Origin of the sequence: Nitratidesulfovibrio sp. D1, assembly GCF_051133415.1 — a bacterium.
Classification (GTDB): domain Bacteria; phylum Desulfobacterota; class Desulfovibrionia; order Desulfovibrionales; family Desulfovibrionaceae; genus Cupidesulfovibrio.
On the sequence record NZ_JBPGNZ010000008.1, the window covers coordinates 160968 to 176591 of the forward strand.

The following is a 15624-nucleotide window of genomic DNA, read 5'->3' on the forward strand; positions in this document are numbered from 1 at the left end:
CTGCGCCCGTCATGCTGCCGGACGGATGCCGGGCGGAGTGGCGGACAGCGGGGGAGGAATGCGCCGCGTTGACGCCGGGAAAGCGCGTGGCATACCCGATGGGTACCCGGTGCGTTGCTTCCCCGTGCGGCTATGCTATTCTTTACCCGAGTCACGCGTGGACACAAGGGCGTGTCTGGCGGAAATCCTTCGGAGGCCATGATGGCGGAACACGGTGAGCGTGGCGGCGCGGGGCGCGCCTCGAACGCGGCGGAGCGGTGGGGCGTCCGGCGGGCATCCGTTGTTTCGTTGCCGCTGGTCTGGCTGTTTGCCGGGCTGCTTGCAAGGGTGCTTGCCGGGCTGCTTGCGGTGGCGCTCATCTGGGCGCCGGGCGGGGTTGCGCCTGCCGCCGCCAATCCGGCAGTCGAGCCGTGTCCGCTCACTTCGCCGGAACACACCGCCCGGCTGGTGGCCCCCGCCGTGGCGGAACACGGCGGCACAGCCGTCGCCACCGCCAGCGTGGGCACCCCCCTGCCGGTGGCGGTGGCGCTGGAGGGGCCGCCCCTGCCCTCCGGCGTGTTCCCCGTGGTGAACATCGACGGGGCAGTCGGGCCGGACGGCGGGCGGGTGTCCTCCACCACCGGGTACCCGGAGTCGGAGGTGCGCTTCAGCGCGCCGGGCCGCTACGAACTGGATGTGACGGTGACCCTGGTGGCCCGGTCCAGTTGCGGCGGGGCCAAGGCCCGCACGGTGATGGAACGGCGCGTGGCGGTGCAGGTGGCGCCATAGGTCGCTGCGGGGCGCTGGCGTCCGGCGTCATGCGGCGTGCCCGGCCGGTGCGGGGAAAGGCAGGGGGCATGGGGCGACTCACGGATGCGGCGGGGAGGAGTTTCCGCGTGGAGATGGCGTCCGCGCCCTTGTCAGGGCAGCAAAGGATTGTTATTTATCTTGGCTGGAGCGGCGTACTATAATCTGGATGCTTCACCGGCCCCGCCGGAACGGCCGTTCCGCACAAACGTTACAGGAGGTTTCGACATGCTCGGACGCACGGTCTCCGCACCCACGAGGGCGCGGGCAGAAACCGTCAACGCCTTCATGCGCGGTGTATACAACTGGATGTTCGTGGGGCTTGCCGTGACGGCCGCCGCCGCGTGGTTCACGGCGTCGAGCCCGGCCATGCTGCAACTGGTGTTCGGCAACAGCTTCGTGCTGATCGGCCTGATCATCGCCGAAATCGGCCTGGTCATGGGCATCAGCGCGGGCATCGCGAGGCTTTCCGCCGGCGCGGCCACCGGGCTTTTCGTGCTGTACAGCGCGCTGAACGGCATCACCCTTTCCGCGGTGCTGCTGGCCTACACCATGAGCACGGTGTTCCAGGCCTTCGCTACGGCGGCGGGCATGTTCGGCGCCATGTCCCTCTACGGCCTGACCACCAAGAAGGACCTCACCTCGTGGGGCAGCTTCCTGTTCATGGGCCTCATCGGCATTCTCATCGCCAGCGTGGTGAACATTTTCGTGGGCAGCTCGGCCATGTCGCTGGTCATCAGCGCCATCGGCGTCATCGTGTTCACGGGCCTGACCGCCTACGACAGCCAGAAGCTGCGCATGATGGGCGAAACCGCCCCCATGGACGACGCCACCGCCATCCGGCGCGGCACCATCCTGGGCGCGCTGACGCTGTACCTGGACTTCATCAACCTGTTCCTGATGCTGCTGCGGCTGTTCGGCTCCTCGCGTGACTAGCCGCACGCATGGCTTGCGTGACCGAAAGTGACTGCCAAGGGGGGGCGCAAGCTCCCCTTTTTCGTGGCGGCGGTGCGGGCCCCGGCCCGTCCGCCCGACCCGTCCGCCCGGCAAGCCCCACCCCGTCCCGCCCCGGCCCCCCGCCCGCATTCCCCCGGCGACAAGCGCGCCCGCGCATGATAGACTTGTGTGCATGTGCACACCGTTGCCTGTTTCCGGATCAGTCCGGGTGGCGTCATGAACGCCGCCGCCGTGCAGAAGGCCCTCGCCCCCCTGCTGCGGCCCCTGGGCGCGGCCTACGCCGCGTGCATGGCCGCGCGCCGCGCCGCGTACGAGGCGGGCCTGTTGCCGAGCTTTTCGCCGCCGCGCCCGGTGGTGTCGGTGGGCAACATCTGTTGGGGCGGCACGGGCAAGACCCCGCTGGTGCACTGGCTGTTGCGCTGGTGCGGCGCGCACGGGCTGTCCGCCGCCGTGCTCACGCGCGGCTACGGCGCAAAACCGTCCCGACTGCCCCTGCTGGTGCGGCCCGGCCACACGGCGGCGGAGGCGGGCGACGAACCGCTGATGCTGGCCCGCCAGAACCCCGATGCGGCCGTGCTGGTGGACCCGGTGCGGCGGCGGGCCGGGCACTGGGCGGAAGCGCGCCTTTCCCCGCATCTGTACCTGCTGGACGACGGGTTTCAGCACTTGGCCGTGCGCCGCGACCTGGACATCGTGGTGCTGCGCCCGGCGGACCTCACCGGCGAGTGGGGCCGGACCATCCCGGCGGGCTCGTGGCGCGAGGGCGCGGGGGCGCTGGCCCGGGCGCACGCCTTCTGCGTGAAGGCCGAGCCGGAACTGTTCGACGCCCTGGGCCCCCAGATGGAACGCCGCCTGATCCACTATGGCGTGCCGGTGTTCGGCTTTCGCCTTGCGCCGCGCGGCCTGGTGCGGGTGGGGCGGGGGCTGGACCCGCGCCCGGCGGAGCAGGGGGCGGCCACCCGTGCGCATCTGGACGGCGCGCCCTACGTGCTGGCCTCGGGCGTGGGCGAACCGGCGCAGGTGCATGCCACGGCCACGCGTTTCTTCGGCTATCCGCCGCTGCGCCACCGCATCTTTCCGGACCATCATCCGTACGGCCCCGGCGACGTGCGTTCGCTGGCGGCCGAAGGGTGCGCGGTGGTGTGCACCCCCAAGGACGCCGTCAAACTGGCGCCGTTGTGCGGCGAAGGTGACGGTCGTCATGACGGTTCGGGGGAGGGCGCGAGCCCGCCGGACCTGTGGGCCTTCGACCTGGTGACCGAATTCGGACCGGCGCTGTGGTCCGCGACGAATTTTCCCGAATGGTGGGCCGCCCGCTGGACCGGGCTTTCCGCCGCCCGCCGGAACTGACCGCCCCTTGCCGGGGGCGGCTGGTCCCGACCGGCCCCGGCTGGCTACAACCGGCCACGACCGGCCACAGTTTGCAGCCCGCCCGCATTCGACATCTTTCACTCCGGCCCGGCCGGAAAGGACATTCATACATGACAAAGAAGAAACGCGACGAAAGCCACGTGCTGCCCGACGCGAACGACCTGGCGACCCTGTTCCGCGAGGCGCACCGCCCGCTGAAGATCGACGTGCTGATGCGCATGCTGGGTCTGCACCGCCACATGAAGAAGGAACTGGAGGACCGCCTGGACGACCTCGTCCGGCAGGGCCGCATCATCCGCCTGCGCGGCGGGGCCTGGGGCCTTGTGGAGCAGTTGCGGCTGGTCACGGGCACCCTGTCCATCCAGCGTTCCGGCATGGGCTTCGTGCTGCCCGAGGAAAAGGGGCGCGACGACATCTACGTGCATCCCTATCAGATGGGCGACGCCTGGCACGGCGACAAGGTGGTGGTGGCCCTGCTGCCCGGCCGCCACGGCAAGAATCCGGAAGGGCGCATCGTGCGCGTGCTGGAGCGGGGCCGCAAGGAAATCCCCGCCCGCGTGGTGCGCCGCATGGGCAGGCACAGCTTGCTGTGCCGCCCGGCCGACCCGCGCATGGCCGTGAGCTTCGTGGTGGACATGAGCGCGGTGGAGGAAAAGGCCGAGAAGGGCGACCTTGTGGTGGCGGCCCCCGGCGAAAAGGTGGAGGACGGCCTGTGGGCTGCCACCGGGCTTGCCGTGCTGGGCGCCGACGACAACGTGCTGGTGCAGGAACGGCTGGTGAAGATCAACCACGACGTGCCCACCGACTTTCCGCCCGAAGTGCTGGAAGAGGCGCAGGCCCTGCCCGCCGCGCCCGGCCGCGACGACATGGAGGGGCGCATCGACCTGCGCCACCTGGAGTTCGTGACCATCGACGGGGCCAAGGCCCGCGACTTCGACGACGCCGTGTACGTGGAAGAGCAGGGCACCGGCTACCGCCTGTGGGTGGCCATCGCCGACGTGGGCCACTACGTGCGGCCCGGCTCGGCCATGGACCGCGAGGCGCAGGCCCGGTCCAACTCGTACTATTTCCCGCAGTCGGTGGAGCCCATGCTGCCCGAGGCCCTTTCCAACGGGCTGTGCAGCCTGAACCCGCGCGTGCCCCGGCTGGCCATGGTGGCGGAAACCTTCTTCTACGCCGACGGTAGCCCCGGCCGCAGCAAGTTCTACGCGGCGGTCATCGAGTCCAAGGCCCGCCTGACCTACGGCCAGGTGAACCGGGCGCTGTTCGAGAAGGACGAGAAGGAGCGCCGCCTGCTCACCCCGGTGCTGCCCCTGCTGGAGCGCGCCGAACGGCTGGCCCGCCTGCTGCACGAAAAGCGCGACGAGCGCGGCAGCCTGGACTTCGACCTGCCCGAGCCGGAGGTGATCTTCAACATCTACGGCGAGACGGTGGACATCGGCCGCAAGGTGCGCCACTTCGGCCACCAGATCATCGAGGAGTTCATGATCGCCGCCAACGAGGCGGTGGCCCGCTTCCTGACCGAGAAGAACGCCCGCTTCCTGTACCGGGTGCACCCGGAGCCGGACACCGAAAAGCTGGAAGGGCTGTTCAAAGTGCTGGCCCGCACCTCGCTGGCGCAGCACCTGCCCGGCAAGCCGTCGGCCAAGGCGTTGCAGGGCGTGTTGCAGGCGGCCAAGGGCTCGGACCAGGAATTCCTGGTCAGCCGCATGGCCCTGCGCACCATGATGCAGGCCCGCTATTCGCCCGAGCACGAAGGACATTTCGGCCTGGCCTCGGAATGCTACTGCCACTTCACCTCGCCCATCCGGCGCTATGCGGACCTGGTAGTGCACCGGGCGCTGCGCCGCACGCTGGGGCTGCCGGTGAACGGGCCGCTGCCGGGCGAGCGGGCGCTGCTGACCATCGCCGACACCCTGAACACCAACGAGCGCGTGGCCATGGAGGCCGAGCGCGAGATACTCAAGCGCATCACCGTGCTGTTCCTGTCCGAACGGGTGGGCGAGGAGTTCACCGGGGTCATTTCCGGGATCATCGACTTCGGCTTCTTCGTGGAATTCAACGAGGTGCTGGCCGAGGGAATGGTGCGCCTGTCGTCGCTGGACGACGACTACTACGGCTACCTGCCCGAGCGGCAGGAACTGGTGGGCGAGCGCACCGGCCGCAGCTTCCGGCTGGGGCAGGCCGTGACCGTGCGCCTGGCCGAGGTCAACGTGGCCCGGCTGGAAGTGAACCTGGCGTTGGCCGGTGCCGACGCCGTGGCGTCCACGGGCGCGAGGAAGCCCCGGCCCGCCGGACGCGATGGTGCCGGGCGTGATCGTGCCGGACGCGATCGTGCCGGGCTCGACGGGCGCGCGTCGCGCAAGGCCAAGGCCCGGTCCACCACCGACGCGAGTTGGGACGACCCCATGCCCACGGAATTGCCGGAACCGTTCGAGAACGCGCCGCGCAAGGGGCGGGGCGGCAAACCCGGCCCCCGGCCCGCCGCCCACAAGGGGACTGCCCCGAAGCCCTCTGCTCCGAAGAACGCCGGAGAGGAAAAGGCCGCCAAGCCTGCCCAGCCCGGAAAATCCGCCAAGCCCGGCAAATCCGGCAAATCCGGCAAGGCCGCCGCATCCGGAAAGGGCGGCACGGCCAAGGCTTCACCGAAGAAGACGGGCGGCGACAAACCCGCCAAGGCCAAGGCGTCCACATTCGGGCAGGGCAAGCCGGACCAGGCGAAGCCCGCCAAGGCCGGGAAGCCGAAGGACAGTGACGGCGCCGCCTAGATTTCGCCGTTCATACCGGACACATGAAGCCGCCCCGGAGGTTCTCCTCCGGGGCGGCGTTTCGTTGCGGAAAGGCGCGGGGGCATGCCCCGGCTACAGCCGGGTGATGCCGAAGCGGGCCAGCAGTTCGGCCAGGCGCTGGTTCAGGTTGGTGGTGGAGCGCGACAGCAGGTCCAGGCTGATGTACAGGGCGAACTCCACCCGGAACGAGGCGTCGGTCCACAGCGAGCCGATCTCGCGGGCCAGCTGCGGCTCGATCTGCAACAGGTGCAGCAGCGATTCCAGTTCAGTGGCCGTCTGGGGGCGGAACAGCAGCATGTTGGCCCGGCCGGGATCCTGCTGCCACAACTTGTTGCGCCGGATGCGCGTCATCCCGGAATCGAACAGCGTTTCCACGGCGGCCACCGAGGTGCGCCGCTCCTTGCGGGTGCGGATGTGGATCTTGCCCATGTCCTCGCCCGCGCGGCGTCGCAACAGGGTGACGAACTGGAATTCCAGCAGCGATTGCAGAGCCTTGCCCAGACAGGGCAGGGAAAAGTCGCCCAGGGTGCGGCGCACGATGGCCGTCTCCTTGGGAGAGAAGCCGTCCAGCGCCCGCAAAAAATCCTCGCGCAGCAGGTTCAGGGTGATGGCCACGCTGCACGCCATGCCCACCACCTGGTCGCGCAGGAACTGCACCTGCTCGGGGTTGACGTCGGGCGCGGGCGCGCCTTGCGCATCGGCTTCCGCCCCGGCCAGGTCAGCGGACAGGCCGCCGGACAGCAGCAGGGTCTGCAACTTTTCCATCTCGCGGGCGGCGGGGTCGATACACACGATCTGGCTGATGAAGTCGATGTCGCCTGCGGCAAAGGGGTAGTCCGGCCGGGCGGCCATGCCCTGCAGGATGTCGTGCACCAGCTTGCGCGCCTTGCGGCTGGCGAAGTCGCGCGTCTCGTACTCGAACAGGTTCTGCACCCGGGTCTTGTCCAGGGGCCTGGGCGTGCGGCACAACCGTTCCAGCAGGGCGTCGAAAGGGTAGCGGATGACCAGCAGCGAGCGTTCCTTGGCCAGGGTGAACGCCTCCTGCGCCATGATGGCGTCATAAGCCTCGTCCACCAGGCCCGCCACGAAGTGCGCGAAATGCTTGCGCCAGTATTGTTCGTCCAGTTCGGTGGATTCGGTGATGGCGTCGGAGGGGCCAAGGGCCTCTTCGCCGTAGGCGCGCACCAGGGTTTCGATGAAATTGTCGGTGCACAGCGCCGTGGTGTACACCACGCCCTGCACGCATTTCAGCAGCAGGGTTTCCGTGTTCACCAGGCCGGTGCGCAGCAGGCTGGAATCGGCCCCGCCGGGTTTGGCGTACTGCCCCAACTGGGCCACGAATTCGCCCACCAGCTTGCGGATGTGCTCGTGCAGCGGGTCCATCGCACCACGCGCGGCCACGATTTCGATGATGGACCGCTGCTGCGTTTCCAGCAGGGGATATTCGTTGATGCGCTCGCTGTTGGTGCGGATGAGGCACAGCAATACCTCGCGCTCCACCACCTCGCGCACGGCGCGGCGGTCCTTGGTGGCGGCCAGGCAGGCCACGTAGGCGGCCAGCCGTTCATCCGGCGGCGGGCCCTGTGTGGGATCATGGTTGCGCGCGTCGGTCATGGCAAGTTCCTGCGTGCGTCGTTCGGCGGTGCGAGACTGGGTGTAATCCCCCATTCGCACATGGGGGTGCTGTCCGTCTCTGTCCGCTGACGGGCGGATTGTCAACCAGATATCATGAAGTCAGCTCGCGGGCCATGGCTTCGCCCTGGCCGCCGCCCCCCGCCATGCGGGCCAGCTCTTTCCGGATGTCCTCCCCGTCCAGCCTGCGGCACAGGGTGAAGGTGGCGTTGTCCGCCACCTCCTTGCTGACCTGGAAGTGCCGGTCCGCGCGGGCGGCCAACTGCGGCCAGTGGGTGATCAGGATCACCTGCCTGCGTTCGGCCAGCGCGGCCAAGCGGTCCGAGACGCGGTTCAGGGTCAGGCCCCCCACGCCGGAATCCACCTCGTCGAAGATCAGGGTGGCGGCCTCGTCGCGGGCCATCAGCCCCACCACCGCCAGCAGAAAGCGCGAAAGCTCGCCGCCTGAGGCGATGCGGTCCAGCGGCTGCGGCGGCTGGCCGGGGTTGGGCACCCACAGCAGGCGCGCCCGGTCCTCCACGCAGCCCGGCCACGGCTCGTACGGGGTGAACTCGAAGGCCACGCGCACGTGCTCGGAAAAGCCCAGGCCCGTCAGTTCGCCCTCCAGCGCCTGGGCCAGCCGGGCGGCCGCCTCGCGCCGGGCGGGGTTCAGGCCGGCCAGCACGGCGCACAGCCGTTCCTTCAGAGCTTCCTCCTCGCGCTCCAGGGTGCGCAGGTCCAGGCGGCATGCGTCCAGAAACGAAAGATTCTCCTCGATCTCGCGGCGCAGATCCACGATCTCGTCCAGGGTGCGGCGCAGCTTGCGCCTCAACTGGGCCAGTTCGTACAGCCGCTTTTCGATGGATTCCACGTCCAGGTCGTCATCGGAATCGGACGCGGTGGGCGCCGGACGGCGGCGCAGGCGGCGTTCCAGGTCGGACAGCCCCTGCCGGAAGGCGGAAATGGCGGCCACGTCGCCAGACCAGCCGGAGGCGTCACCAGACGAGCCGGGGGCGGCGCCCAGGCGGGCCAGCCCGTCCAGCGACCGTTCCAGCAAGCCCAACGTCTCGGCCACGCCGGGGCCGCCCTCGCCGCGCAGCACGGCCAGGGCCCGTTCCTGCGCCTCCTGCGCCGAGGCCACGTCGCGCAGGGCGCGGCGGCGTTCCTCCAGCCGTTCCTCTTCTCCCGCCTCGGGGGCCACCTTGTCGATCTCGCGCTGCTGGAATTCCAGCACGTCGCGCCGGTCTTCCAGGCTGCGGGCGCGGGCGGCCAGTTCTTCGCGTTGCGCGGCCACCTCGCGCAGCCCCTTCAAGGCTTCGTCGCGGGCGGCCACCAGATCCGGCCGGTTCAGGAATTCATCCAGCAGCCGGGCCTGGAAGGCGGGTTGCAGCAGCTTCTGCTGGCCGTGCTGGCTGGTGTGCACCACCAGCGAGGCGCGCATGTCGCGCACCGCGTCCTGCGAACTCAGCCGGTCGTTGATGAACAGACGGCTGCGGCCGGTGTCGGCCGTCAGTTCGCGGCGCAGCACCATGTCGCCGTCGGGCAGGGCGAACAGGGCTTCCACGTGGGCCTTGTCCTTGCCGGGGCGGACCATGTCGGAGGCCAGGCGGTCGCCGATGAGGAAGTTGAGCGCCTTGAGGATGAAACTCTTGCCCGCGCCCGTTTCGCCGGTAAGGGCGTTGAGGCCGGGGGCAAAGTCCAGTTCCATGTCCTCAATGAGCGCGAGGTCCCGAATACGCAGGTATTCCAGCATGAGGTGTCCTTGCTCAGGTCCGGCCGTCGCCGTCCGCCGTGGGGGCGGAGGCGGCGTCCGGTGAAATGTCGGCTTCGGCGTCCGGTCCCGCATCCGGTTCCACGCCCCGCGCCGTGGGGGGCGCTGCGGCGGGCGGCGCGTCCAGCCCCCGGCGCAGGTGTCCGCCGGGGCCGTGTCCGCCCAGCAGCCGCTGGAAGGCCCGCTCCTGTCCGTCCGCCGTGGCGCGCCGTCCGGCTTCGGCCAGTTCGTGCAGCCCTTGCTCCACGCGGTAGGCGCGCAGGCTGGTCAGGCCGAATTCGGCCTGGGTGCGCCAGGGCGCGCCGGGTTCCAGCGCCAGGCGCGCAAGGATGCCGAGCCTGTAGAAGGTGAGCGCCTTGCGGCGTGAAGTCAAGCGTTCAACCCCCCGCATCCATTCAAGGTCGCCGCCGCCGAAGCGCTGGGCCAGGACCAGCATTTCGAAGGCGGCCTCGGGGCAGTGGCGCTGCGGATCGTAGGTGAACCCCGGCTGGGCGTCGCGGCCCTCGCGGCGCAGCAGTTCCGCCCACAGCAGGCAGGCGTGGTACACCGACTGCGGCTTTTCCGGCTCGCGCACCTGCCGTGCCTGATGCAGCCGGTACCAGAAGGGCTTGGCGGCCTTCAGGTCGCCGCGCACCAGCGCGGCCCCGGCGGCGGCCACGTTGACGTCCACGTCGCCGGCATGAACGCCGGTGGCCAGCAGCCGGTCCAACCGGGCCGCCAGCGCGGGCGTTTCGCGCACCGGCAGGGGCGGTTGCCCCTTGGGCGGTTCCGCGGCGGCGCGCAGCCGGGCGGCCAGGCTGGCGGGCGTTTCGGGCAGGGCGTCCAGCGCGGCGGCCAGGGCGCCGGGCGGCAGTTCCAGCATGCCGCCGCGCTGCTTATGGGACAGTGCCAGCCACAGGGCTTCCGCACCGTCCGCCCCGGTGGCGGCTCCATCCGGCGCTTCGTCCATGCTGTCCAGCACGGTCGCCGCCCGGTGGTCTGGCAGGTGTTGCGCCCGCACCCGTTCCCACGCGGCCCGGCCGATGCGTTCGGCCACGTCCGGCTTGCGCAGCAGGAAGCGCAATTTTTCCAGCAGGTCCACGCCGTCGGCGTAGACCACCATTTCGCGTCCGTCGTCGAACAGCGCGTCCTGGTCCGGCCCCACGTCGGGGGTGAGCACGCAGGCCCCGCACGAGGCCCCTTCCGTGAGCCGGAAATTGACCTCGAACCCGATGGATTCGTTGGGGATGAGCCGGGTGTCGCCGTACAGGCGCAGCATTTCGGCAAAGGGCACGCCTTGCCGGGCCTGCACCCCGAACCGGTCCCGCAGGAGTTCCGCCAGCCAGCCGCGCAGGGGGCGGTACTTGTCCAGCACGCCCACCATGGAAATGTCGTGGCCGCGTTGCGTGTGGGGTTGCCACGGGCGGTCGTGGCCGCTCATGGCCAGATGCACGGGACGCGGGTGGCGCCATTGCGGCGGCAGCGCCCGGAACAGCGAAAGGTGGGGGGTGAACACCACGTCGAACAGCCGCGCGTAATGGCGGTGCCAGTGCATGTTCAGGTGGCTGTCGATGGCCCAGTACGCCTTGCGGCAGCGCAAGGTTTCCAGCCCGGCCAGGATGACCCGCGCGCCCAACGTTTCCTGCTGCACCAGGAGGTCGGGAGCGAAGCCGCGCGCGTCGAGCAGGGCGGTGATGTCCACCATGCCGCCGGGCGGGTGCAGGTCCAGCACCTCGTGCCCCATGTGCCGGAACCCGGCTGCCAGGTGCGTGCCGACGCAGGCGATGCGCATGGCCTAGCGCTTCAGGCGCGGGTCCAGCAGGTCGCGCAGGCTTTCGCCCAGCAGATTGTAGCCGAGCACGGTGAACAGGATGGCGCAGCCGGGAAAGATGGACAGCCACGGGGCTATCTCCAGCACGTCCTTGCCCTCCAGCAGCATGTTGCCCCAGCTGGGCATGGGCGGCTGCACGCCAAGCCCCAAAAAGCTGAGGGCCGATTCGGTCAGGATGGCCCCGGCCACGCCCAGCGTGGCGGAAACCAGCACCGGGGCCACGGCGTTGGGCAGCACGTGCAGGCCCAGGATGCGCACCGGCCCGGCCCCGGCCAGCCGGGCGGCGGCGATGAAGTCGCGCTCGCGCAGGGACAGGGTTTCCGCGCGCACCAGCCGGGCCACGCCCATCCACGAGGTGAGCCCGATCACCGCCATGATGTTCAGCAGGCTGGGCTCCAGGAAGGCGATGACCGCAAGGATCAGGAAGAACGACGGGAAGCACAGCATGATGTCCACGCAGCGCATGATCAGTTCGTCCGTCAGCCCGCCGAAGTAACCCGCCGCCAGCCCCAGCGCCAGGCCGATGGCGACGGAGATGCCCACGGAGACGAAGCCCACCCACAGCGACACCCGCGCCCCGTGCAGCATGCGCGAGAGCACGTCGCGCCCCAGGGCGTCGGTGCCCAGCGGGTGTGCGGAGGACGGCGGTTGCAGGATGGCCGTCAGGTCCAGAGCGGTGGGGTCGTGCGGGGAAATCCACGGGGCCAGCAGGGCCGCCGCCGACATGGCCAGCACCAGCGAAAGGCCGGTGGCCAGCATGGGGTGGCGCGCCCAGAAGTGCAGCCAGCGGCGGGGAGAGAATGCGGCGGCCGCGCTCATGCGTTGCCCCCACCGTTCGCGTCACCACCGCCTCCGCCCGTGCCCCCGGTGAGCCGGATGCGCGGGTCGGCCAGGCCGTAGCACAGGTCGGCCAGCAGGTTGCCGATCAGGGTCAGCACCGCGCCCAGCACCAGGTTGCCCATGATCAGCGGGTAGTCGCGCGCCATGACCGCCTGGTAGAACAGCTGGCCGAGCCCCGGCAGGGCGAAGATGGATTCGATGATCACGCTGCCGCCGATGAGCCCCGGCAGCGACAGCCCCAGGATGGTGATGACCGGCAGCAGCGCATTGCGCAACGCGTGGCGGAAGATGACGGTGCGCACCGGCAGCCCCTTGGCCCGCGCGGTAAGGATGTAGTCCTGCCGCAGCACTTCCAGCATGGAGGCGCGCATGAACCGCGAAAGTCCGGCCAGGCTGCCGAAGGTATAGATGAAGATGGGCATGGCCAGGTGCGCCAGGATGTCCCACGCCTTGCCCAGCGGCGTCATGGCGGCGTGATCCAGCGAGGTCAGGCCGGAAAGCGGCAGCCATTGCAGGTGGATGCCGAACAGCAGCATCAGCAGCAGGGCCAGCCAGAATCCCGGCATGGCGAACCCTATGAATACCAATACCGTCATGGCCCGGTCGAACAGCCTGCCCTGCCAGTGGGCCGAGGCCACCCCGATGGGTATGGCGCACAGCAGGGTGAGCACCAGCGAGGCCACGTTCATGCCCACGGTGAGCGGCAATCGTTCCTTGATCTTGTCCCACACCGGGCGCGGGTCGCTGGACATGGAATTGCCGAAGTCCAGCCGGGCCAGGCGGCCCAGCCACTGCACGTACTGCACGTGCAGCGGCTTGTCGAGGCCGTACAGTGATTCCAGTCTCTTGCGGGTTTCTGCCCCGGCCAGCGGGTTCATGGTGGTCTGCATGTCCGTGGGCGAACCGGGGGCCAGGTGGATGACCCAGAAGCTGATCACCGTGATGCCCCAGAACACGAAGAGCATCCACGCCAGCTTGCGGGCCATGCGGCGCAACGTGGCGGCCATGCGGCCGGGACGCTGCGCGGGCCGCGCGCCGTCCGCCCGGATTTCTCCGGCGGCGGGCGGTGGTGGCGGGGTGTCGCGAAGATCGCTGGTCACGTCGTCGATGTCCTTGAAGCCTGTGGTCGCTGCGTCTAGGGGGTGTTTCTAAATGAGGATTTTCGTTCGTTGGCAAGGAAAACAAGCCTGCCATGAGGGCGTATACTCTTCCCGTATTCAACCGAGATGGCAGGCGAAGTTTGACGACGCCAACGGGCGAAAGGACAATTTAGAAATGCCCCCTACGCCTCGTGCTCCATCCACCCGCGCAGGTCGCGCACTTCCTCGGCCCAGCGGGGCGAAAGGCGCACCTCCATGAACTGGCGGTACACCTCGTCCAGGAAGCCGAGGCAGGTTTCGATCAGGTAGATTTTCTCCAGCAGGCGGGCGTCGGGGTCGTCGTCCCCGCCCTCGCCGTCCTTTTCCACGGTGGGGGTCTTCAGGCTGTTGAGGGAAAAGTCCTCGGCCCGCAGGCTGACCTGCCAGGAATCGGCCTCGCGCTCGAAGCGCAGCAGGGCGCGGGTCACCTTCTTGCCGGTGGTCAGGCCCAGGCGCGCCTCGCGCAGGGGCGACATGGAGCCGGACACGGTGGCGGTCTCCAGGCTTTCGCCCTCGCCGCCCTGCACCGAGATGCGCTGCTCCATGTGCACGCCGAAGGGGCTGCCGTCGCGCATGCGGAACGAGCCGGGCGCGGTTTCGCTGCGGTACCACAGCCAGGTCAAGAATTCCTGGCCCAAGATCACGTCGGTGGTCTGGCCGAGATAGGGGGTGTCGCTCATCGTGTATCCTTGTCCGGCGCGCCTACCCGGCGAACCGGGTGGGTTCCAGCGTGTCCAGCCGGGTCATGGCGGCCTCGTCCAGCATGGAGGCGGCCAGCGCGTACGGCGTCAGTGGCTCCAGGTGGAGGTCGAAGGTCAGCGTGAAATAGTCGGAGAACAGGTCGATCATTTTCGACTGGGTGGAGGCGAAGTAGATGATGCCCGTGTCGATGGCCCACAGCACGTTGAATTCCGCGGGGATGGGCAGAAAGCGCGACATCAGGCGCAGCCGGGTCTGCTCCTTCAGTTCCTTTTTGCGCTCGCGCGAGACGAACTTCTTGCCCTGCTCCTTGTTGCGGGCCTCTTCCTCGCGCAGGGCCAGGGACAGGTGCTTCTTGAGCACGGCGGCGGGAATGCGCCGGGTGTCCTGCCGCAGCGAAAAGGCGATGTAGCCGCCCTTCTCGGGCGGGGCGGTGCGCCAGGCCGTGTCGAGCATGTCGTCGAAGCACACCCAGCCCCACGAGCGCTCGTCGGAAGTGGCGTCGATGTCGCGGAAGCAGAACTGCTTCAGCTTGTCGGGCAGGGTGGGCCAGAGGGTGGCGGGCACCGGGTCCGCAATGCGGAACCGGGTGAAGCTGCTGCTGGCGTTGAGAAAACCCATTGGTGTCTCCCTTGGTTGCGGATTGGGCACATACCTAGCCTATCTTGTCGTGGCGCGCCACCCCGTGGGCATGGTGCGCAGGACGGGACGGGCGGATGGCATGGTTACGGGGGGCGGCAGCCTGTCCGAAGTCTTCGAGCAGAGGGTGAATGCCGCCCGTCGTCGTGGTTCCGGAAGCGACCACGCATGTCGCCGGGGGCGCGAGTACCCCTGCAAGGGGTTTTTCGTTCGGGGGAGATGTGCTTTTTATGCCTGTATTCTCAGTGGATTGAATATGAATTTCAAGAAAATTGGAAAACGGTGTTGACTTCATCCGGGTTTCGCGTAGAAACCACCTCCGCGCCGAACGGAACCGGCAACGCCTCCTGCAAGGGGGGTGCGCAGGACCGGACGGGGCAAATGGTCAGCATGACCGTCGCGGAAAAAACGCGAAAGGGTGTTGACGGATGTCTCCGAAAGGAGCATATCTGAAAGTCCGCCCGCACGCTCAATGTGCACGGCGGAAAGGCTCGGGCACTGGCCCGGCCGGCGGTCTGAACAGACCATGGTTCTTTGACAAGTAAATAGCGAGTCGGGAAGGAATCAGCCTTTACGATATAATCAATCGTGCGGGTGCGCCAATTACGGTGCGTTCGTGCGACTTCAGTTTTTCAACTGGAGAGTTTGATTCTGGCTCAGATTGAACGCTGGCGGCGTGCCTAACACATGCAAGTCGTGCGTGAAAGGGCTTCGGCCTGAGTAAAGCGGCGCACGGGTGAGTAACGCGTGGATGATCTGCCCATGAGTTGGGAATAACGGCTGGAAACGGTCGCTAATACCGAATACGCTCCGATTTCATAGTTCGGGGGAAAGGTGGCCTCTGCTTGCAAGCTACCGCTCATGGATGAGTCCGCGTCCCATTAGCTTGTTGGCGGGGTAATGGCCCACCAAGGCGACGATGGGTAGCCGACCTGAGAGGGTGATCGGCCACACTGGGACTGGAACACGGCCCAGACTCCTACGGGAGGCAGCAGTGGGGAATATTGCGCAATGGGCGAAAGCCTGACGCAGCGACGCCGCGTGAGGGATGAAGGCCTTCGGGTCGTAAACCTCTGTCAGGAGGGAAGAACCGCCATGGTGCTAATCAGCCGTGGTCTGACGGTACCTCCAAAGGAAGCACCGGCTAACTCCGTGCCAGCAGCCGCGGTAATACGGAGGGTGCGAGCGTTAATCGGAATCACTGGGCGTAAA

General features: G+C 68.4%; 11 protein-coding genes and 1 rRNA gene. 5 read left to right on the forward strand and 7 right to left on the reverse strand.

The window, feature by feature from the left end:
* Positions 1 to 201 precede the first annotated feature (201 nt).
* From ACR4XJ_RS15485 to rnr, 4 genes are all read left to right on the forward strand, one after another.
* The gene (locus ACR4XJ_RS15485) at positions 202 to 768 is read left to right on the forward strand and encodes a hypothetical protein (protein ID WP_434756050.1); all 567 of its coding nucleotides are present in this window, start codon (positions 202 to 204) and stop codon (positions 766 to 768) included.
* Between the two features lie 246 nt (positions 769 to 1014).
* Entirely contained in the window at positions 1015 to 1722 is a 708-nt protein-coding gene (locus ACR4XJ_RS15490; RefSeq protein WP_333506345.1) for a Bax inhibitor-1/YccA family protein, read from the forward strand.
* Between the two features lie 237 nt (positions 1723 to 1959).
* Complete coding sequence (gene lpxK, locus ACR4XJ_RS15495) at positions 1960 to 3093, forward strand: tetraacyldisaccharide 4'-kinase (protein WP_434756051.1); 1134 nt, start codon at positions 1960 to 1962, stop codon at positions 3091 to 3093.
* A gap of 131 nt (positions 3094 to 3224) precedes the next feature.
* Positions 3225 to 5882 carry a ribonuclease R gene (rnr, locus tag ACR4XJ_RS15500; RefSeq protein WP_434756052.1) on the forward strand — a complete coding sequence of 886 codons (2658 nt, stop codon included), beginning with the start codon at positions 3225 to 3227 and terminating at the stop codon, positions 5880 to 5882.
* Between the two features lie 93 nt (positions 5883 to 5975).
* Here rnr and ACR4XJ_RS15505 read toward each other — a convergent pair whose 3' ends face one another.
* The 7 genes from ACR4XJ_RS15505 to rdgC all read right to left on the reverse strand — a co-directional run bounded on the left by ACR4XJ_RS15505 (position 5976) and on the right by rdgC (position 14394).
* Positions 5976 to 7517 (reverse strand): hypothetical protein, encoded by a 1542-nt coding sequence (locus tag ACR4XJ_RS15505; protein WP_434756053.1) that lies wholly within the window; start codon positions 7515 to 7517, stop codon positions 5976 to 5978.
* Positions 7518 to 7629: 112 nt separating this feature from the next.
* Positions 7630 to 9267 (reverse strand): DNA repair protein RecN, encoded by a 1638-nt coding sequence (locus ACR4XJ_RS15510; protein ID WP_434756054.1) that lies wholly within the window; start codon positions 9265 to 9267, stop codon positions 7630 to 7632.
* Positions 9268 to 9280: 13 nt separating this feature from the next.
* Complete coding sequence (locus ACR4XJ_RS15515) at positions 9281 to 11056, reverse strand: glycosyltransferase family protein (protein WP_434756055.1); 1776 nt, start codon at positions 11054 to 11056, stop codon at positions 9281 to 9283.
* Positions 11057 to 11059: 3 nt separating this feature from the next.
* On the reverse strand, positions 11060 to 11914 hold the full coding sequence (locus ACR4XJ_RS15520) for an ABC transporter permease (RefSeq protein WP_434756056.1): 855 nt from the start codon (positions 11912 to 11914) through the stop codon (positions 11060 to 11062).
* Positions 11911 to 12942, reverse strand: a complete 1032-nt coding sequence (locus tag ACR4XJ_RS15525; protein ID WP_434756064.1) for an ABC transporter permease — start codon at positions 12940 to 12942, stop codon at positions 11911 to 11913. The genes ACR4XJ_RS15520 and ACR4XJ_RS15525 overlap by 4 nt, the downstream gene beginning before the upstream one ends.
* Positions 12943 to 13217: 275 nt before the next feature.
* Entirely contained in the window at positions 13218 to 13754 is a 537-nt protein-coding gene (locus ACR4XJ_RS15530; protein ID WP_434756057.1) for a hypothetical protein, read from the reverse strand.
* A gap of 22 nt (positions 13755 to 13776) precedes the next feature.
* A complete protein-coding gene (gene rdgC, locus ACR4XJ_RS15535; RefSeq protein ID WP_434756058.1) occupies positions 13777 to 14394 on the reverse strand; it encodes a recombination-associated protein RdgC in 618 nt (205 codons plus the stop codon).
* Between the two features lie 651 nt (positions 14395 to 15045).
* Here rdgC and ACR4XJ_RS15540 point away from each other — a divergent pair.
* Positions 15046 to 15624, forward strand: a 16S ribosomal RNA gene (locus ACR4XJ_RS15540); the annotation flags it as partial.